Origin of the sequence: Phocaeicola dorei (genome assembly GCF_013009555.1) — a bacterium.
GTDB lineage: Bacteria > Bacteroidota > Bacteroidia > Bacteroidales > Bacteroidaceae > Phocaeicola > Phocaeicola dorei.
In genome coordinates this window covers 3,700,580-3,720,424 of the sequence record NZ_CP046176.1, presented here as the reverse complement: position 1 = coordinate 3,720,424, position 19,845 = coordinate 3,700,580, and the positions used below count along the sequence as shown (strand labels likewise).

General features: G+C 43.1%; 11 protein-coding genes. 10 read left to right on the top strand and 1 reads right to left on the bottom strand.

Annotated elements, in window-relative coordinates; translation table 11 throughout:
- Positions 1–3 precede the first annotated feature (3 nt).
- The 10 genes from GKD17_RS15840 to nagA all read left to right on the top strand — a co-directional run bounded on the left by GKD17_RS15840 (position 4) and on the right by nagA (position 19,069).
- The gene (locus GKD17_RS15840; protein ID WP_007832016.1) at positions 4–2,010 is read left to right on the top strand and encodes a family 20 glycosylhydrolase; all 2,007 of its coding nucleotides are present in this window, start codon (positions 4–6) and stop codon (positions 2,008–2,010) included.
- Between the two features lies 1 nt (position 2,011).
- A complete protein-coding gene (locus tag GKD17_RS15835) occupies positions 2,012–2,677 on the top strand; it encodes a GDSL-type esterase/lipase family protein (RefSeq protein WP_007832017.1) in 666 nt (221 codons plus the stop codon).
- Positions 2,674–4,737, top strand: coding sequence for a GDSL-type esterase/lipase family protein (locus GKD17_RS15830; RefSeq protein WP_007832018.1), 2,064 nt, complete (start codon positions 2,674–2,676; stop codon positions 4,735–4,737). The genes GKD17_RS15835 and GKD17_RS15830 overlap by 4 nt, the downstream gene beginning before the upstream one ends.
- A gap of 26 nt (positions 4,738–4,763) precedes the next feature.
- The gene (locus GKD17_RS15825) at positions 4,764–7,331 is read left to right on the top strand and encodes a beta-mannosidase (RefSeq protein WP_007832019.1); all 2,568 of its coding nucleotides are present in this window, start codon (positions 4,764–4,766) and stop codon (positions 7,329–7,331) included.
- Positions 7,332–7,347: 16 nt separating this feature from the next.
- Positions 7,348–9,672 (top strand): glycoside hydrolase family 20 protein, encoded by a 2,325-nt coding sequence (locus GKD17_RS15820; protein ID WP_007839975.1) that lies wholly within the window; start codon positions 7,348–7,350, stop codon positions 9,670–9,672.
- A gap of 94 nt (positions 9,673–9,766) precedes the next feature.
- Positions 9,767–10,894, top strand: coding sequence for a cyclically-permuted mutarotase family protein (locus GKD17_RS15815; protein ID WP_007832021.1), 1,128 nt, complete (start codon positions 9,767–9,769; stop codon positions 10,892–10,894).
- A complete protein-coding gene (locus GKD17_RS15810) occupies positions 10,891–12,945 on the top strand; it encodes a glycoside hydrolase family 20 protein (RefSeq protein WP_007832022.1) in 2,055 nt (684 codons plus the stop codon). Before GKD17_RS15815 ends, GKD17_RS15810 begins: the two co-directional genes overlap by 4 nt.
- A 26-nt stretch (positions 12,946–12,971) precedes the next feature.
- Entirely contained in the window at positions 12,972–15,224 is a 2,253-nt protein-coding gene (locus tag GKD17_RS15805; protein ID WP_007832023.1) for a GH92 family glycosyl hydrolase, read from the top strand.
- A 2-nt stretch (positions 15,225–15,226) separates the two neighbouring features.
- Positions 15,227–17,731 (top strand): beta-galactosidase GalB, encoded by a 2,505-nt coding sequence (gene galB, locus GKD17_RS15800; RefSeq protein ID WP_007832024.1) that lies wholly within the window; start codon positions 15,227–15,229, stop codon positions 17,729–17,731.
- 174 nt (positions 17,732–17,905) lie between these two features.
- Positions 17,906–19,069, top strand: coding sequence for an N-acetylglucosamine-6-phosphate deacetylase (gene nagA / locus GKD17_RS15795; RefSeq protein WP_022186034.1), 1,164 nt, complete (start codon positions 17,906–17,908; stop codon positions 19,067–19,069).
- A gap of 84 nt (positions 19,070–19,153) precedes the next feature.
- On the opposite strand, the gene GKD17_RS15790 is transcribed toward nagA, so the two are convergent.
- Entirely contained in the window at positions 19,154–19,840 is a 687-nt protein-coding gene (locus GKD17_RS15790) for a response regulator transcription factor (RefSeq protein ID WP_007832026.1), read from the bottom strand.
- Positions 19,841–19,845: the final 5 nt, after the last annotated feature.

Here is a 19,845-nt window from a genome sequence, read left to right as displayed (position 1 = left end):
ATAATGAAACGCTGGTTTTCTAGTTTTATTGGTATGATACTGGTTTGTGCTATAACCATAGCACAAACCAGTATCTCATTACTTCCTAAACCTCAGTTGTGTAAGGATACGGGGAAGAACTTTACTATGGGAAAGGTGAAACTTTCTACTCCGGTATTGAGGCCGGAGTGGGAAGTTTTTATCATGAATGCGGGTGGTGAGATTGTTGAACACTCATCATCGGTGATTGAAGTGGAACTGGTTCCGTCTATTGATGAAGCTAGGTTAAACCGGGATGAAGCCTATCGTCTTTCTGTTTCAAACAAGCGAATAAAGATAGAGGCTGTAACAGAACAGGGTGTGTATTGGGCTATGCAGACACTTCGGCAATTGGAGCAGAAAAAAGGGAAAAGAAGCTCTGTTGCCGGATGTGAGATTGTAGACTGGCCGGCATTCAGGATACGCGGATTTATGCAGGATGTGGGACGCAGTTATATTTCAATGGAAGAATTGAAAAGAGAGATAGAGATTTTATCCCGGTTTAAGATTAATGTATTTCATTGGCATCTTACGGAAAACCAGGCATGGAGATTGGAAAGTAAAATTTTTCCTATGCTGAATGATAGTGTGAATACTATCCGTATGCCGGGTAAATATTATACGCTGGAAGAGGCACGCGATTTGGTGGATTTTTGTAAGAAACATCAGGTGTTGTTGATTCCTGAGATAGATATGCCAGGGCATAGTGCTGCCTTTGTGCGTGCTTTCCGCCATGATATGCAAAGTCCGGAAGGGATGAAAATATTGAAACTGTTACTGGATGAGGTGTGTGAGACATTTGATGTGCCTTATTTACATATAGGTACAGATGAGGTGGAGTTTACCAATCCGCATTTTGTACCCGAAATGGTGGCGTATGTACGCTCAAAAGGGAAAAAAGTAATATCCTGGAATCCGGGCTGGCACTATAAACCGGGGGAAATAGACATGACACATTTGTGGAGTTACCGTGGAAAGGCGCAACCGGGTATTCCTGCTATCGATTCCAAATTTCATTATCTGAATCATTTTGATGTTTTCGGTGATATTGTAGCTTTGTATAACAGCCGTATTTATGATCAGGCAGAAGGCAGTGAGGACGTTGCGGGAACTATATTGGCTTTGTGGCACGATCGTTTGATTGACAATGAGTGGAATCTGGTTATTGAAAATGGCTTGTACCCCAATATGCTTGCTATTGCCGAGCGTGCCTGGAGAGGGGGAGGTACGGAATATTTTGACGGACTGGGTACGATACTTCCCTCCGAAGACACGGAAGCATTTAAAGAATTCGCTGATTTTGAAAAGCGTATGTTGTGGCATAAGGAGCATACGTTTAAAGGATATCCTTTCGCCTATGTAAAACAGACTAATGTAAAATGGAATATTACGGATGCTTTTCCTAATGGGGGCGATATGGATAAGGTGTTCCCGCCTGAACAGGAATTAAAGGATATCTATCATTATAACGGGAATACGTATGGTGTACGTCAGGCAATGGGGGCAGGTATTTATTTGCGTCATGTCTGGGGGGATATGGTTCCTGCTTTTTATGCTGATCCTAAGGAAAACCACACGGCTTATGCATATACTTGGGTGTATTCGCCCAAGGATCAGGAGGTGGGGCTGTGGGCGGAATTCCAGAATTACAGTCGTTCGGAAATGGATCTGGCGCCATTGCCTGGCAAATGGGATTATAAGGGAAGCCGCATCTGGATTAATGGTTGCGAAATATTACCTCCTGTATGGACTGCTACGCATAAGGTGAAAAGTTATGAAGTACCTTTGGGAAATGAGAATTGCGTAGGAAGATCTCCATTGGCGGTGCATTTAAATAAAGGTTGGAACAAAGTTTTCTTAAAGTTACCTATCGGTAAGTTTAAGATGGCTGAGACGCGTCTTGTGAAATGGATGTTTACCACTGTCTTTGTGACTCCTGACGGAGAAAGGGCGGTAGAAGGATTGATTTATTCACCAGATAAACAAAAATAAAATGAAACGTATTGTCTTATTGTTATTGGGATTATTATTAGCGTTACCCCAGTTTGCTCAGGAACGCAAGTATTCTACTTTTTATGAGCAGAGAGCGACTTTGTTTGAAGAACTTCCGGTTACTTCAAAAGATATTATTTTTTTAGGGAACAGTATTACCAACGGTTGCGAGTGGGCTGAGTTGTTCCAAAATAAGAATGTGAAGAACAGGGGTATCAGTGGAGATATCTGTATGGGGGTATATGACCGTTTGGATCCGATTGTAAAGGGAAAACCGGCAAAGATTTTTTTATTGATCGGTATCAATGATGTTTCTCGGGGAACGTCTGCGGATAAAATTATTTCAGAAATAAGTATGATTGTTCGGAAAATAAAGCAAGAATCTCCAAAAACAAAATTATATTTGCAAAGTGTATTGCCGGTGAATGATTGTTACGGTATGTTTAACGGGCATACATCACGCTGGCAGATGGTAAAACAAATTAATGATTTGTTGGAACCATTGGCGGTAAAGGAAGGAGCTGCCTATATTGATTTGTATAGTCATTTTGTGGAGAAAGAGACAGGCAAGATGAATCCAGTATATACTAATGACGGATTACATTTATTAGGAAAGGGATACTTGCTGTGGCGTGATATTGTAAAACCTTATGTTGACCAAAAATGAAGAAGACATTAATACTGATTTTATGTTTGTTTCTTTGTACCGTTTCATTTGCACGGAAGCGGGTGAAGGTTGCTTGTGTAGGTAATAGCATTACCTATGGCATAGGTGTATCCGATCCTGATAAGGAGTCCTATCCTGCCCGGTTACAGCAAATGCTGGGTGAAGGGTATACGGTGGAGCGTTTTGGAAAGCCGGGAGCTACGTTGCTGAACAAGGGACACCGGCCTTTTATGCAACAGAAAGAGTTTAAGGATGCATTGGCTTTTGCTGGTGATGTAGTGGTTATTCATTTAGGAGTGAATGATACAGATCCGCGTGATTGGCCCAATTACCGTGATTTTTTTATAGCGGATTATCGTGCACTGATTGATTCGTTCAGAGTGGCGAATCCTGAATGTCGTATTTTGATTGCCCGTCTGACTCCGATTGCCGACCGCCATCCGCGGTTTGAGTCCGGCACACGCGACTGGCATGATGAGATTCAGCTGGCTATAGAAACGATAGCGAAATACGCACAAGTACAGTTGATAGATTTTCATGCACCTTTATATCCATATCCTTTTATGTTGCCCGATGCTGTCCATCCCGATAAGGAAGGTGCGGCTGTCTTGGCAAAAACGGTGTATGAAGGCATAACCGGTGATTTTGGCGGTTTGCAAATGCCGGAAATTTATACGGACAATATGGTATTGCAGCATGGACGTCTGCTGACTATTCAGGGAAAAGCGGATGCCGGTGAGAAAGTAACTGTTTCCATAGACAGGCAGCAACTTCAGGCTGTGACGGGAGCAGATGGAAAGTGGGCGGTGGATGTCCGGCCATTGAAGGCGGGCGGTCCATATACACTGACTGTTTCTACAGAAAAACGGAAACTGGTCTATGAAAATGTGTTGGCGGGAGAAGTGTGGCTCTGTTCCGGACAATCGAATATGGAGTTTTATCTGAATTGGAGTGCGACTGCCGCACAAGATGTTCCTCAAGCTGCAAATAGCAATATCCGTTTTTATGATATGAAAGCCCGTTGGCGTACGGATGCGGTGGAGTGGGATGCTTCGGTACTCGATTCATTGAATCATCTGCAATATTATAAGGATACACGGTGGACAGTTTGTTCGCCTGAAACAGCCGGTAATTTTTCGGCGGTGGCTTACTATTTCGGAAAGAAATTGCAGGATAGTTTGCAAGTCCCTGTAGGACTGATTTGCAATGCCATTGGCGGATCTCCTACTGAAGCATGGATAGACCGTAGTACATTGGAATATCGTTTTCCGGCTATTTTACGTAATTGGATGCAGAATGATTTTATCCAAGACTGGGTGCGTGGGCGTGCTGCCTTGAATGTAAAGAAGTCTTTCAATAAATTGCAACGCCATCCTTATGAGCCTTGTTATTTGTATGAATCGGGTATCCGTCCTTTGGAACAGTTTCCGGTCAAAGGCTTTATTTGGTATCAGGGTGAGTCTAATGCCCATAATCGGGAGACTCATGAAAAGTTGTTCAGATTGTTGGTGGAAAGTTGGCGCAAGAATTGGGGGGATGCGGAACTTCCATTCTATTTTGTCCAATTGTCCAGTATAGACCGTCCGTCATGGACTTGGTTCCGTGATAGCCAGCGTCGTTTGATGGCGGAGATTCCTCATATCGGTATGGCTGTCAGTTCAGATAGGGGAGACTCATTGGACGTACACCCCAAACAGAAAAGAGAAGTCGGTGAACGGTTAGCTGCATGGGCTTTGAATAAAACATACGGATATAAAAATGTCATTCCTTCGGGACCGCTTTATAAATCAGTCGTATTTAGTGGAGGTGCGGCTTATATTTCTTTTGATTATGCGGAGAAGTTGTCCACTTCGGATGGGAAACCGGTTCGTACATTCGAAGTGGCAGGTGATGATGGATTATTTTATCCGGCACAGGCTGTTGTTGAAAACGGTAAAATAAAAGTATGGAGTGATAAGGTGAAAGAGCCGGAAACGGTTCGTTACGGATGGCAGCCATTTACCCGTGCCAATCTGGTAAATGGCGCCGGTTTGCCTGCTTCCACATTCCGGGCTGAATAGTATATAAATTAATAAAGATAGGTAAGATGAAGAAAACATTAAAAGTTTTGATGATGTTAGGATGCTTTCCGATGATGCTCAGTGCAAAGGAGTATAAGAAGTCAGAGAGTCTGAGTCTTGATAAGGGATGGGAGTTCGCCCAGGTCGGCCGGAATGAATGGTTGCCGGCTACGGTGCCCGGAACGGTACATCAGGATTTGATTTCTCATAATAAACTGCCCAATCCATTTTATGGGATGAATGAGCAAAAAGTGCAGTGGGTGGAGAATGAGGACTGGGTCTATAAAACTACTTTTAATGTGACAGATGAGCAACTCTCGCGGGATGCTGCCTTGTTGATTTTGGAAGGATTGGATACGTATGCAGATATTTACCTGAACGGCTCTTTGTTGGAACGTACGGACAATATGTTTGTCGGCTATACTCTTCCGGTAAAAGAGGTGTTGCGGAAGGGAGAAAACCATTTGCAGATTCTGTTTCATTCACCTGTCAAGCAAACGTTGCCCCAATGGGAAACCAATGGCTTTGATTATCCTGCTGATAATGACCATAGTGATAAGCGGGTCAGTATCTATAGCCGTAAAGCGCCTTACAGTTATGGCTGGGATTGGGGAATCCGCTTGGTAACCAGTGGTATCTGGCGGCCTGTGACACTGACTTTTTATGATGTGGCACGCATTGATGATTACTATGTACGTCAGGCTTCGGTAACAAAAGATCTGGCGAAAGTTGAAAACCTCCTGACTGTAAACAGTGTTTCTGCAACTCCTCAGAAAGCGGAAGTAACCGTTGCTTATTCTTATAAGGAGGGTGAAAAGGTAACCGAACAGAAAGAGGTGACATTGCAGCCAGGAACAAACCATATTCTTCTTCCCATAGAGATACGGCAGCCTCATTTATGGATGCCTAATGGTTGGGGGGAACCTGCATTGTATGACTTTGAAGCCGTAATAAAGGTGGATGGTAAAGTGATAGCTTCTCAAAAAGAGCGTATCGGACTCCGTACAATAAAGGTGGTGAAAGAAAAAGACGATCAGGGAGAATCCTTCTATTTTGTAGTCAATGGTGAACCGATGTTTGCCAAAGGCGCGAATTTTATTCCGGATGATGCTTTGCTGCCTAACATTACTGAAGAACGTTACCGCCAGTTGTTCAAGGATGTGAAAGATGCCAATATGAATATGATTCGTGTATGGGGTGGAGGGATTTATGAGGATGATGCTTTTTACCAGGCGGCGGATGAGAATGGAATTTTAGTTTGGCAGGATTTTATTTTTGCCTGCACTACTTATCCGTCCGATCCTGCTTTTATGAAACGGGTAGAGGCCGAGGCGGAATATAATATCAAGCGTTTACGGAACCATGCCAGTCTGGCTATGTGGTGTGGAAATAATGAAATTTATGAAGGTATGCGTTACTGGGGATGGGATAAGAAATACACTGATCCCGGTATTATGGAAGGAATGAAGCAGGGTTATGACAAACTTTTCCGTGAGTTGTTGCCTCGTAAAGTAGCTGAACTTGATCCGGACCGTTTCTATATGCATGGTTCTCCGTACGAGGCCAATTGGGGACGTCCCGAAAGCTGGAAGATTGCCGACAGCCATAATTGGGGTATCTGGTATGGTCAGAAACCGTTTGAAAGTCTGGATACGGAAATTCCGCGTTTTATGAGTGAGTTTGGTTTTCAGGCATTTCCTGAAATGAAGACGATTGCTACTTTTGCCTCACCGGAAGATTATGCATTGGAATCGGAGGTGATGAATGCTCATCAAAAAGCCACTATCGGTAATTTCCTCATCAAGAAGACTATGGGACTGTATTATAAAGTACCTGAAGATTTCGATCAGTTGGTTTATATGGGTTTGGTTTTGCAGGGGGTAGGAGTGCGCCAGGGTTTGGAAGCCCATCGTCGTAACCGTCCCTATTGTATGGGGACTTTATATTGGCAGCTGAATGACAGCTGGCCGGTCGTTTCCTGGTCGAGCATTGATTATTATGGCAATTGGAAAGCGTTGCATTATCAGGCAAAAAGAGCTTTTGCTCCGGTATTGGTAGATGCTGTCAAGGAAGGGGAGGATTTGAATATTTATGTTATGTCGGACAAGCTGGAAGCGGATAAAGAGGTGACTTTATTGTTGCGTGTGATGGATTTTAATGGAAAAGTTCTGACTAAAAAGAGTATCAAGGGCGAGGTTCCGGCCAATGCTTCCACCTTATATTATAAGGAACCTTATGCGGGTATAACAACAAGTCCTCAAAATACTTTTCTTCTAATGACATTAAAAAACAAGAAAGGTGAGGTTTTATCCGAAGAAATTTATTACTTTAACCACGCAAAAGATCAGGAGCTACCGAAGACCGAGATCCGCTATAAAGTGAAGCCGATGGATGGAAAATATGAAGTGACTCTGTCTGCCAGACAGCTGGCCAGGGATGTGTTCATAGAGATTCCTGTTCAAGGTGCGAAATTTACTGATAACTTCTTTGACTTGTTGCCGGGACAGACAAAGAAAGTGATTATTACTTCAGATAAACTGAAGAAGAATGAAAAGGTTGATATAACTATCAAGCAATTAAGTGATACTAACTAATCAATTAATATCTATTATGAAAACTTTAATGGGCCTTGCAGGGCTGACAATGGCAGGTTTTATGCTTTTATCCTGTAACACAGAAGTAAAAGAAGCAAATTATCAGATAATTCCGTTACCGCAGGAAATTTCGGTAATGGATCAGGCTGCTCCGTTCATTTTGTCAAATGGAACTAAGATAATGTATCCGGAAGGCAATGAAAAGATGCAAAGGAATGCTGAATTTCTGGCAAGTTATATCAAAGATCTTACCGGAAAGTCATTGGCTGTACAAGCTGGCACAGATGGCAAGGGGATAATCCTGCAATTGGGTGGAAATGCTAAAAATCCTGAAGGATACCAGTTGAAGGTAACCAGCGACCAAGTGGTTATTTCCGGACCTACGGAAGCCGGAGTATTTTATGGCATCCAGACTTTGCGTAAATCTATTCCGGTGGCACAAGGAGTGGATATCGCTTTACCGGCGGTTGAAATCAATGACTATCCTCGTTTCTCTTACCGTGGTGCTCATTTGGATGTTTCCCGTCATTTCTTCCCGGTTGATTCGGTAAAGCGTTTTATAGATATGTTGGCTTTACATAATATGAATCGTTTTCATTGGCATCTTACAGATGATCAAGGTTGGAGAATTGAAATCAAAGGTCTTCCTGAATTGACGGAAGTGGGTTCTAAGAGAACGGAAACCGTTATCGGTCATAACTCGGGAAAATATGATGGAAAGCCTTATGGTGGCTTCTTCACACAGGAAGAAGCAAAAGAAATTGTAGCTTATGCTGCCGAACGTCATATCACGGTTATTCCTGAAATAGATTTGCCGGGGCACATGCAAGCGGCATTGACTGCATATCCTAACTTAGGCTGTACAGGTGGTCCGTACGAAGTATGGAAAATCTGGGGAGTATCGGAAGATGTGCTTTGTGCAGGAAATGATGAAACCTTGAAATTCATAGATGATGTATTGGGAGAAATTATTCAGATTTTCCCGTCAGAATATATTCATGTGGGTGGTGATGAATGTCCTAAAGTGCGTTGGACAAAATGTCCAAAGTGCCAGGATCGTATCAAAGCTTTAGGTATTAAGGCTGACAAGAACCACACGGCAGAGGAAAAATTACAGAGCTTCATTATCAATCATGCGGAAAAATTCTTGAATGACCACGGACGTCAGATTATTGGCTGGGATGAAATTCTGGAAGGCGGGTTGGCTCCTAATGCTACTGTCATGTCATGGCGTGGTGAAGGTGGCGGTATTGAGGCTGCCAAGCAGAAGCATGATGTTATTATGTCACCGAATACTTATTTGTATTTTGACTATTATCAGAGCAAGGATGTGGAACAGGAACCGGAAGCCATTGGCGGTTACTTACCTTTAGAACGTGTGTATAGTTATGAACCTATGCCGGCATCACTGACACCGGAGGAACAGAAATATATTAAAGGTGTACAGGCTAATTTGTGGACTGAGTATATTCCTACATTTAGTCAGGTGGAATATATGGAATTACCACGTATGGCCGCTTTGGCAGATATTCAATGGACAAATCCTGAACATAAGGATTATCAGGATTTCTTGCAGCGTTTGGTACGTATGGTGAAGATATATGATGTATATCAGTATAATTATGCCAAGCACGTGTTTGATGTGACTGCCCGGTTTGAGCCTAATGCGGAAACTGGTACGGTGGATGTTACTTTGTCTACTGTAGACAACTGTCCGGTATATTATACATTGGATGGCACAGATCCCACTACCGCTTCACAGCTTTATACAGAACCGGTGAAGATCAATACAAATTGTACGTTTAAGGCTATGGCTGTCCGTCCTACAGGCAATAGTCGTATTGTGAAAGAAGACATTGCGTTCAGCAAATCGACTTCAAAGAAAATAACAGCTCTACAACCTGTGAACAAGCAATATGAATTTGCCGGTATCTCTACCTTGGTGGATGGTTTGAAAGGAAATAGAAATTATAAGACAGGACGTTGGATTGCTTTTTATAAGAATGATATGGAAGCCGTGATTGATTTCGGGCAGTCGGCTGATTTCAGCAAAGTGACACTTACTACAAATGTGGAGAAGGGTGACTGGATATTTGACGCGCGTTCCATCAGTGTCGCTGTTTCAGAAGACGGTGAGAATTTCAAGCAAGTAGCTTCAGAAGAATATCCTGCAATGACTTTGGATAATCCAAACCAATTATATGAACATGTATTGAGCTTTGAACCTGTGAAAGCACGTTATCTGAAAGTATTGGCAAAGCCGGAATACAATATTCCTTCTTGGCATGGAGGCAAAGGAAATCCTGCATTTCTGTTTGTAGATGAAATTACTGTAGATTAATTGTAAAATCAGTGCTGGTGTTGCGTAGCGTTTGTCCTAAAAGATAGCTGCGCAACACTGCTTGTAAAGAATTTGTAAACTTCACCATGAAAACATGATCAGGAAAATAATATATGGCATTTATGCGATAATAGGCATGATGGTAGTGACTGCTTGTAGCAGCCGGCCGGATGTTTATGAAATATCTCTTGAGAAAATGCAGGGATTTCCTACGGAGGATGCTGGTTTTCTTAAGGGAGTTTCTGCATTATATGCGGGAGTGATTGATGGAAATTTATTAATAGCCGGAGGTTGTAATTTTCCCGATACACCGGCGGCCGATGGCGGGAAAAAAGTCTTTTACCCAGATGTATATATAACCTCTTTGTCAAATGATACGGCTTTTGAGTGGAAAAAAATAGGCCAACTGCCTCAGGCAGCAGCTTATGGAGTCACTATTTCTACTGAAAAAGGGTTAATTTGTGTTGGAGGAGCTACAGCAACCCATAGCCTGTCTGATGTTTTTCTTTTATCTTTGCAAAAAGACGTTTTGAAAAAGGATACGTTACCATCCTTACCTGCAACTATAGATAATATGGCAGGTGCATTAGTAGGACATTCACTATATATTGTCGGGGGAAATGTAAATGGCATTCCGTCCTCGGCCATGTACATGCTTGATCTGTTGGATTTGTCTGGAGGATGGAAAAAAGAAACAGATATTCCGGGTGAACCCAGAGTACAACCTGTTTGCGTGGCGCAAGACGGAAAACTTTATATATGGGGTGGCTTTGCCCCGGCTATTGAAGGGCACCAGGCTTCTTTATCGGTAGATGGATATATGTATTCTCCGGAAACGAAAGAATGGTCATCGGTTGCCACTCCGTGTGATGCAGAAGGTAATGAGATCTCTTTAGGTGGTGGAATGGGAACCTCTTTTGGCGAGGGGATGATATTGTGTGCCGGAGGAGTTGATAAGGATATATTCTTAAAGGCTCTCCAAGGTATTTATGCGGGAAAAGAATATTTGTCACATCCTGTAGAGTGGTATCGGTTTAACAGAAATCTGCTGCTCTATCATCCACAGACGAATAAATGGACTACATTAGGTGAATATGAGCAAGGTGCGCGTGCCGGAGCTGTAATAGTTTCTCAGGACGGATTCCATTACATTATTAATGGAGAACTGAAACCGGGCATTCGTACCAATGAAATTAATAGAATTAAAGAAAATAGAAGATGAGAAAATTGATTATATTGGCAGGAGCTGCATTGGGCTTGTTGTTTGCAAGTTGCACAAAGGAAGAGCAACGCACACTTTCTGTTATTCCTGCACCATTGAAGGTGGAATTGCAACAGGGAGTGTTTCCTCTGAATCCGGAAACAGGATTGTATATAGATGCGTCCGAAGGAGATAAAAAGATTTTGAAGGATTATTTGGCGGCTTCTTTCATGAAGCTGAAACCGGTAGCGGCAGAAGAGGGACATACTATTGTCTTGAAGCAAGTGGCTCAATTGCCGGAGGTAAACTCTTCCGAGGGGTATGTTCTGACGGTAACTCCTGATCAGGTACTTATTCGTGCGACTTCCGGAGCAGGACTATTCTATGGAGTTCAGACTATGCTGCAAATGGCTGATGAAAAAGGATTGCCGGTAGGAGTCATTACAGACGAGCCCCGTTTTGCTTATCGTGGCTTTATGATGGATGTTTCCCGTCATTTTTTCAACAAGGAATTTATAAAAAAGCAGATGGATGCTTTGGCATATTATAAATTGAACCGTTTGCATCTGCATCTTACTGACGCTGCGGGCTGGCGTATTGAAATAAAAAAATATCCCCGTCTGACAGAATTTGCGGCATGGCGTGAGTTTCCTACATGGAAAGAATGGTGGAATAACGGACGACGGTATGAAGAAGAAGGTAGTAAAGATGCTCACGGAGGTTATTATACTCAAGATGATATCCGTGAACTGGTGGCATACGCTCAGGAACGTTTTATTACTGTTATTCCTGAGATAGAGATGCCTGCACATTCGGAAGAAGTACTGACTGCTTATCCCGAGTTGTCTTGTACACACGAACCTTACAAACAAGCCGATTTCTGTGTCGGTAATGAAAAGACTTTTGAGTTTCTGGAAAATGTGTTGACAGAGGTGATGGAACTTTTCCCGTCCGAATATATTCATATAGGAGGGGATGAGGCCGGTAAAGCCTCATGGCCCACTTGCAAACTGTGTCAGGCACGTATGAAAAAAGAGGGCTTGAAAGATGTGAACGAGTTACAGAGTTATCTGATTCATCGTATCGAGGTCTTTTTGAATGCCCACGGACGTAAATTATTGGGTTGGGATGAAATATTGGAAGGTGGTTTGGCGCCTAATGCTACTGTCATGTCATGGCGTGGCACGGAAGGGGGAATGAAAGCGGTTGATTCCGGCCACATGGCTATTATGAGTCCGGGTGAGTTCTGCTATTTTGATTCTTATCAGGATGCTCCTGATTCCCAGCCGGAAGCAATAGGAGGGTATCTGCCTTTGGCCAAAGTTTATTCATTTAATCCTGTACCCGATACTTTGAGTGCGGATAAAGTCCAGTTAGTGTATGGAGTACAAGCTAATTTATTCACAGAATATATTCCGACTCCGGAACATGCGGAAATGATGATTTATCCTCGTATTCTTGCGTTGGCGGAAGTTGCTTGGAGTGATCCTTCTGTGAAGAACTATGATGATTTTCATGCTCGCGCATTGAAAGAGGTAGAGGCATTGAAAGCTGAAGGATACCATCCTTTCGATTTGAAAAATGAGATAGGAAATCGTCCGGGAGCGGATCAGCCCATACAACACTTGGCAGTAGGTAAGAAAGTGACTTACGGACCGGATGCCGCTTATTATCCCGGCTATTCGGCCGGTGGTGATAGTGCCTTGGTAGATGGGGTGATTGGAGGCTGGACTTATGGTGACAAGCGCTGGCAAGGTTTCATAGACAAAAAAAGAATGGATGTGACCATTGATATGGAAAAAGAAACAGAAATTCATTCTGTTGGAGCAGACTTTATGCAGGTGTGTGGACCTGAAGTCTTTATGCCTTCAGAAGTAATCATTTCCGTTTCTAATGATGGTAAGGAGTTTACGGAACTGAAGCGCATGGAACACAAAGTAGTGAAGGATGACAAGGTGACTTTCACCAACTTTGGTTGGGAAGGAAATGCCAAAGCACGTTACATACGTTATCAGGCATCTTCGGGTGAATTCGGAGGTTTCTTGTTTACAGATGAAATTGTAGTGAAATAATAGAACCTATATAAACAACAAATAGCATGAAGAAACAAATTTTGTTATCGGCTGTTCTGATTTGTATCTCAGTTTTTTCTGCGGCAGCACAGAAAGAGCCGGTAGATTATGTAAACCCTTTTGTGGGTACTACTAATTACGGTACGACAAATCCCGGAGCATTAACTCCTCATGGAATGATGTCGGTGACTCCTTTCAATGTGATGGGAGTTCCCGAAGGGGATAAGGATAAAGATAAGCAATGGTGGTCCACTCCATACGAATTCAATAATAAATATCTTACCGGTTTTGCGCACGTTAACCTTAGCGGGGTAGGCTGTCCGGAATTGGGGTCATTGTTATTGATGCCTACCACCGGCAAACTGGATGTGGATTATCATAATTATGGAAGTTTCTATCAAGGTGAAACTGCAAATCCGGGTTATTATACCAATATACTGGATAAATACAATGTGAAATGTGAACTGACTGCCACCCCACGTACCAGTATGGCACGCTTTACTTTTCCTGCCGGACAAAGCAATATCTTGTTGAATCTGGGAGAGGGATTGACCAATGAGAGTGGTGCTACCGTTCGTTTTGTAAACGACCGTGAGATTGAAGGTACCAAGTTGTTGGGAACTTTCTGTTACAATCCTCAGGCAGTATTTCCCATCTATTTTGTAATGCGTATCAACAAAGTACCGGCAAAACGCGGTTATTGGAAAATGATGCGTCCGATGGGTGTGGAGGCGCAATGGGACGATACAGCCGGTAAATACAAACTCTATACTGCTTATACAAAAGAAATAAGCGGAGATGATATAGGAGTGTGGTTTACTTACGATACTACGGCGGAAGAAGTGATTGAGGTCAGTATGGGCGTATCTTTTGTCAGCATTGAGAATGCTCGTCTGAATTTGGAAAAAGAACAGCCTTTCGGCACAACATTCGACAAACTGCGTGCGGAGGCCCGTAAGAGATGGAACGATGATCTTTCCCGTATCAAGGTAGAAGGTGGTACGGAAGAACAAAAGGGAGTATTCTATACCGCTATGTATCATACCATGATTCATCCTAATATTTTGCAGGACGTAAGCGGACAATATCCACAAATGGAGGGAGACAAGATTCTGACCACCAACCGTAACCGTTATACGGTATTCTCATTGTGGGATACTTATCGTAACTACCATCAGTTGATGACTTTGGTCTATCCGGAACGTCAGATGGATATGATACATACTATGATGGGTATGTATAAGGAACACGGATGGTTCCCGAAATGGGAATTATATGGTCGTGAAACATTGACTATGGAAGGTGACCCCTCTATTCCTGTTCTGGTAGACAGTTGGATGAAGGGATTGCAAGACTTTGACATTGACGAAGCTTATAAGGGAATGTATAAGTCGGCCACTACTCCGGGCAAGGATAATCTGATGCGTCCGGATAATGACGATTATATGTCCAAAGGGTATGTGCCGATGGAAAGCCAGTATGACAACTCGGTTTCTCATGCTTTGGAATATTATGTTGCCGACTATGCGCTGTCCACTTTGGCAGAGGCTCTAGGTAAAAAGGAAGATGCGAAACTGTTCCGCAAACGTTCTATGGGGTATAAGAATTATTATAGCAAGGATTTCGGAACTTTGCGTCCTATCACCAAGGAAGGTAAGTTCTATGAACCGTTTGACCCGAAAGAAGGAGCGAATTTTGCACCTAGTCCCGGTTTCCACGAAGGTAACGCATGGAATTACACTTTCTTTGTTCCTCATGATATCAATGGACTGGTGAAACTGATGGGAGGTGATAAGAAATTTGTCGATAAGCTGCAAAGCGTGTTCGATGAAGGAAATTATGATCCGGCTAATGAACCCGATATAGCTTATCCTTACCTGTTCAGTCGTTTCAAGGGTGAAGAATGGCGTACACAGAAATTGGTGAAGGAATTGCTGGCTAAGTATTTCACAACTAAGCCGGATGGAATTCCTGGCAATGATGATACGGGTACGATGTCTGCATGGGCTATATTCAGTATGATGGGATTCTATCCGGATTGTCCGGGTGTGCCCGAATATACATTGACTACTCCTACTTTTGATAAAGTGACCGTTCAGCTTGATCCTAACTATTGGGGCAAGAAAGAATTGGTTATCAAGAAAGAAGGACAAGGGGATTATATAAAGGAAATCAGACTGGGCAATAAGAAACTTAATAAATATTTGATTTCGCATGATGATTTGATCAAGGCAGGTGAAATTACTTTTATAGTAACAGAAAATCCTAATAAGAAATAACTATGAATACGAAACGATTTTTGTGTGCTGCGTTAGGAGCTGTTTGTTGTTTTGCTTTTATGCAAGCGCAGGTACGTACAGAGCAGACTTTCGAAAAAGGGTGGAAATTTACGCGTGAAGATAATGCGGAATTTGCCAATCCCGGTTATAATGACAGTAAATGGCAGAACGTCACCGTTCCTCATGATTGGGCGATTTATGGTCCGTTCAGTATCAATAACGACAAGCAGGAAATGGCTATCACTCAGGATGGACAAACAGAGGCTCTGGAACATGCCGGCCGTACCGGAGGTCTTCCATTTGTAGGAACCGGATGGTATCGCCTGAACTTTGATGCTCCCGGTTTTGAAAAAGGCAAGAAGGCTACTTTGATATTTGACGGAGCAATGAGCCATGCCCGTGTCTATGTGAACGGGCAGGAGGCAGGCTATTGGCCATACGGTTATAATTCCTTTTATGTGGATGCGACCCCTTATCTGAAACCGGGTGAGAAGAACGAGCTGGCAGTCCGTTTGGAAAACGAGCCTGAATCATCACGTTGGTATCCGGGGGCCGGTTTGTACCGCAATGTTCATCTGGTAATCAATGAAGATGCGCATATCCCGACATGGGGGACGTATGCTACCACTCCCGTGGTGACAGACAAATATGCAAAAGTGTCTTTGAAAACTTCTTTGGTTAGTCCCGAAGGAGCCAATAAGGATAATTACCGTATTGTGACGCAGATTAAGGATAAAAACGGCAAAGTGGTTGCTACCGGGGAAAACAAGTTAAGTGTTTTTGACAATACTTTGTTTGAACAGGAGTTTGCAGTAGCCAATCCTGAGTTGTGGAGTCCTGAAACTCCGGTTCTTTATACGGCTGAATCCAAAGTATATGAAGGGAATACCTTGAAAGACGAATATACCACTCGTTTTGGTATCCGTACCTTGGAGATTATCCCCGACAAGGGTTTCTTTCTGAATGGAAAATTGACCAAATTCAAAGGAGTATGTAACCATCATGACTTGGGCCCGTTGGGAGGTGCTGTAAATGATGCCGCTATCCGTCGTCAGATTCGTATTCTGAAAGATATGGGCTGTAATGCAATCCGTACTTCTCATAATATGCCGGCTCCCGAACTGGTGGAGGCTTGTGACGAGATGGGTATGATGGTGATGGCGGAATCCTTTGACGAATGGAAATCGGCAAAGATGGCCAATGGATATCATAAAGTATTTGATGAATGGGTGGATAAGGATTTGACGAATCTGATTCGTCACTATCGTAATAACCCAAGTATTGTGATGTGGTGTACAGGTAATGAAGTACCTGATCAGTGGAGCGGCAGTAACGGTCCGAAACTCTCGCGTATGTTGCAGGATATTTGCCATCGTGAAGACCCCACCCGCCCTGTAACACAAGGTATGGATGCGCCCGATGCCGTGGTAAACAATAATATGGCTGCCGTTATGGATGTGGCCGGTTTCAATTATCGTCCCCATAAATATCCTGAAAACTATAAGAAGTTGCCTCAGCAGATTATTTTAGGTAGTGAAACAGCTTCTACAGTAAGTTCGCGTGGTGTCTATAAATTCCCCGTTGTCCGTCAGGCTATGAAGAAATATGACGATCATCAGTCTTCTTCTTACGATGTGGAACATTGTGGTTGGTCCAATTTGCCGGAAGACGACTGGATTTGGCACGAGGATAACGCATGGGGGATCGGAGAGTTCGTATGGACGGGCTTCGATTATCTGGGCGAACCGACTCCTTATTATACTGACTGGCCCAGCCATTCTTCTTTGTTCGGTATAATCGACTTGGCCGGATTGCCCAAAGACCGTTACTATTTGTACCGCAGCCATTGGAACAAAGATGAAGAGACACTGCACATCCTTCCTCATTGGACATGGCCGGGACGTGAAGGAGAAGTGACCCCGATCTTTGTCTATACCAATTATCCGTCTGCAGAAGTGTTTATCAATGGCAAGAGCCAGGGTAAGCGTACCAAGGATTTGACTGTAACGGCTGAAAATAGTGCGGATTCTGCTTCCATAGCAGATTTCAAGCGCCAGAAACGCTACCGTTTGATGTGGATGGATACAAAGTATGAGCCGGGAACCGTGAAAGTGGTTGCATACAATGAGAAAGGGGATGCTGTAGCCGAAAAGGAAATCCATACGGCAGGTAAGCCCGACCATATAGAATTGGTTGCAGATCGCAATGAAATAAAGGCTGATGGCAAGGACTTGTCATTTGTCACGGTGAGAGTGGTGGATAAAGAAGGTAACCTTTGTCCCGATGCGCAACATCTCATCAAGTATGCTGTAAAAGGTGCGGGAACCTATCGTGCCGGTGCAAACGGAGACCCCACTTCATTGGAACTTTTCCATGTTCCGCAAATGAAAGTGTTTAACGGAATGATGACTGCTGTTGTGCAAAGCACCGATAAACCGGGAGAAATTACACTGACCGCAACAGGTAAAGGACTTAAATCAGGTAGGCTAGTTTTAATAAGTAAGTAAAAAGATTTGTTTCAATTTCCACTATCTGTGCCCCGCTTGATTTTATTAAGCGGGGCTTATTTATTAAAAAAGTTAGAAAATAATTGGGGAAATCTGTTTCAGAAAGTGAAAAAGTTGCTATTTTTGTTGGCGAATTTAATATGCCAATTAAAAATCCTAACTTATCATAGTATCATGTTGACCCAAATCATTAACGCAAAGATTCTTACCCCACAGGGCTGGTTGAAGGACGGGTCTGTCCTTATGCGCGACAATAAGATTTTAGAAGTTACCAATTGTGATTTAGCTGTTATCGGAGCCGAGCTGATTGACGCTAAAGGTATGTATGTTGTTCCCGGTGGTGTGGAAATCCATTGTCATGGTGGTGGTGGCGGTGATTTTATGGAAGGTACGGAAGAGGCTTTCCGTACAGCCATTAATGCTCACATGAAACATGGTACTACCAGTATTTTTCCAACATTGTCTTCTTCTACCGTACCGATGATTGAGGCGGCTGCCGAAACTTGTACCAAGTTGATGGCGGAACCGGACAGTCCGGTATTGGGATTGCACCTGGAAGGTCATTATCTGAACATCAAGATGGCTGGTGGACAAATGCCTGAGAATATTAAAGATCCGGACCCTAATGAGTATATTCCTATTGTAGAGAAATGGAATTGTATCAAGCGTTGGGATGCAGCTCCCGAATTGCCGGGGGCTATGCAGTTCGGAAAATACATTACGGGAAAAGGGATTGTGGCATCTGTGGCCCATACTCAGGCTGAATATGAAGACATTCGTTCTGCATGGGATTCAGGTTATACGCTGGCCACGCATTTCTATAATGCAATGCCCGGTTTTCACAAGCGTCGTGAGTATAAATATGAAGGAACAGTAGAGAGTATTTATCTGATAGACGATATGAATGTGGAAGTGGTGGCCGATGGCATTCATGTACCACCTACCATTTTACGGTTGGTTTATAAGATAAAGGGTGTAGAACGTGCTTGTGTCATTACAGATGCTTTGGCATGTGCGGCCAGTGACAGTAACGTGGCTTTCGATCCTCGTGTCATCATAGAGGATGGTGTGTGCAAACTGGCAGACCGTTCAGCATTGGCAGGCAGTGTGGCCACCATGGACCGTTTGATCCGTACCTTGGTGCAGAAGGCGGAAATTCCTTTGGAGGATGCTGTCCGTATGGCTTCCGAAACTCCTTCGAAATTTATGGGAGTATATGACCGTAAAGGTTCCTTGCAGAAAGGAAAAGATGCCGATATCTTGATTCTTGACCAGGATTTGAATATCCGTGCCGTATGGGCGATGGGCAAGCTGGTCGAAGGAACTTATACATTATAAAAAAGAGTGCTTTCGGCAATTTGATACTCTTTATAGTTTGCCTTTCTGAATGAAATGAAGAATGACGAACTATAAAGAGTTTTCTTATCCTTTTTCTATGTGTAACACATATCCTTTCTTCATCAGTGATTCTATCTTCACACTGGAGTCATTGCGCAACGCTTTTCGTAAATAGGTTATTTGTACATTCAATGCCAGCGAATTGGCATAGGATGAAGCTCCCCATACATGTTTCAACAGTATTTCCCGGTCTACGGGAACATGGAGGTTTTTAGCTAATATTCGGAGTATCTCAGCCTGTCGGGAAGTAATCAGTACCTTGTTATTTCCTGTCCTTATTTCATTGGTGGTATAGTTGAATGTACTTTTCCCGAATGTATAGATTTCTGTTTCAATTCTGTTGTCTACACATTGAAACCGTTCACGGATACGTGCCAACAGCTCTTCGGGATAAAAAGGCTTTGCTAGATAATCATTGGCCTGCAGATCAAAACCTTTCAGACGGTCGGCTTTATCGCTACGGTCTGAAAGAAAGAAAATAAGTACCTGATGATTTTGTTTCCGTATTTTTGCCGCTACCTCAAAGCCGTTCAGTTCGGGCATATTGATATCAAGCAATACCAAATCGGGCTTTATTAAGGGAAATTGCTGTAAAGCAATGTTTCCGTTCCCTGCGTAAGTAACTTCATAGCCTTCTGTTTCCAAAAAACGTTTTAAGAGCATGGAGTATTTTAAATCATCATCTGCGAAAAGTATTTTGATTGTTTTCATCTTAC

Coding starts and splice junctions, on each gene's coding strand:
- GKD17_RS15840 (WP_007832016.1), top strand. CDS start 4: ATGAAACGCTGGTTTTCTAGTTTTATTGGTATGATACTGGTTTGTGCT.
- GKD17_RS15835 (WP_007832017.1), top strand. CDS start 2,012: ATGAAACGTATTGTCTTATTGTTATTGGGATTATTATTAGCGTTACCC.
- GKD17_RS15830 (WP_007832018.1), top strand. CDS start 2,674: ATGAAGAAGACATTAATACTGATTTTATGTTTGTTTCTTTGTACCGTT.
- GKD17_RS15825 (WP_007832019.1), top strand. CDS start 4,764: ATGAAGAAAACATTAAAAGTTTTGATGATGTTAGGATGCTTTCCGATG.
- GKD17_RS15820 (WP_007839975.1), top strand. CDS start 7,348: ATGAAAACTTTAATGGGCCTTGCAGGGCTGACAATGGCAGGTTTTATG.
- GKD17_RS15815 (WP_007832021.1), top strand. CDS start 9,767: ATGATCAGGAAAATAATATATGGCATTTATGCGATAATAGGCATGATG.
- GKD17_RS15810 (WP_007832022.1), top strand. CDS start 10,891: ATGAGAAAATTGATTATATTGGCAGGAGCTGCATTGGGCTTGTTGTTT.
- GKD17_RS15805 (WP_007832023.1), top strand. CDS start 12,972: ATGAAGAAACAAATTTTGTTATCGGCTGTTCTGATTTGTATCTCAGTT.
- galB (WP_007832024.1), top strand. CDS start 15,227: ATGAATACGAAACGATTTTTGTGTGCTGCGTTAGGAGCTGTTTGTTGT.
- nagA (WP_022186034.1), top strand. CDS start 17,906: ATGTTGACCCAAATCATTAACGCAAAGATTCTTACCCCACAGGGCTGG.
- GKD17_RS15790 (WP_007832026.1), bottom strand. CDS start 19,840: ATGAAAACAATCAAAATACTTTTCGCAGATGATGATTTAAAATACTCC.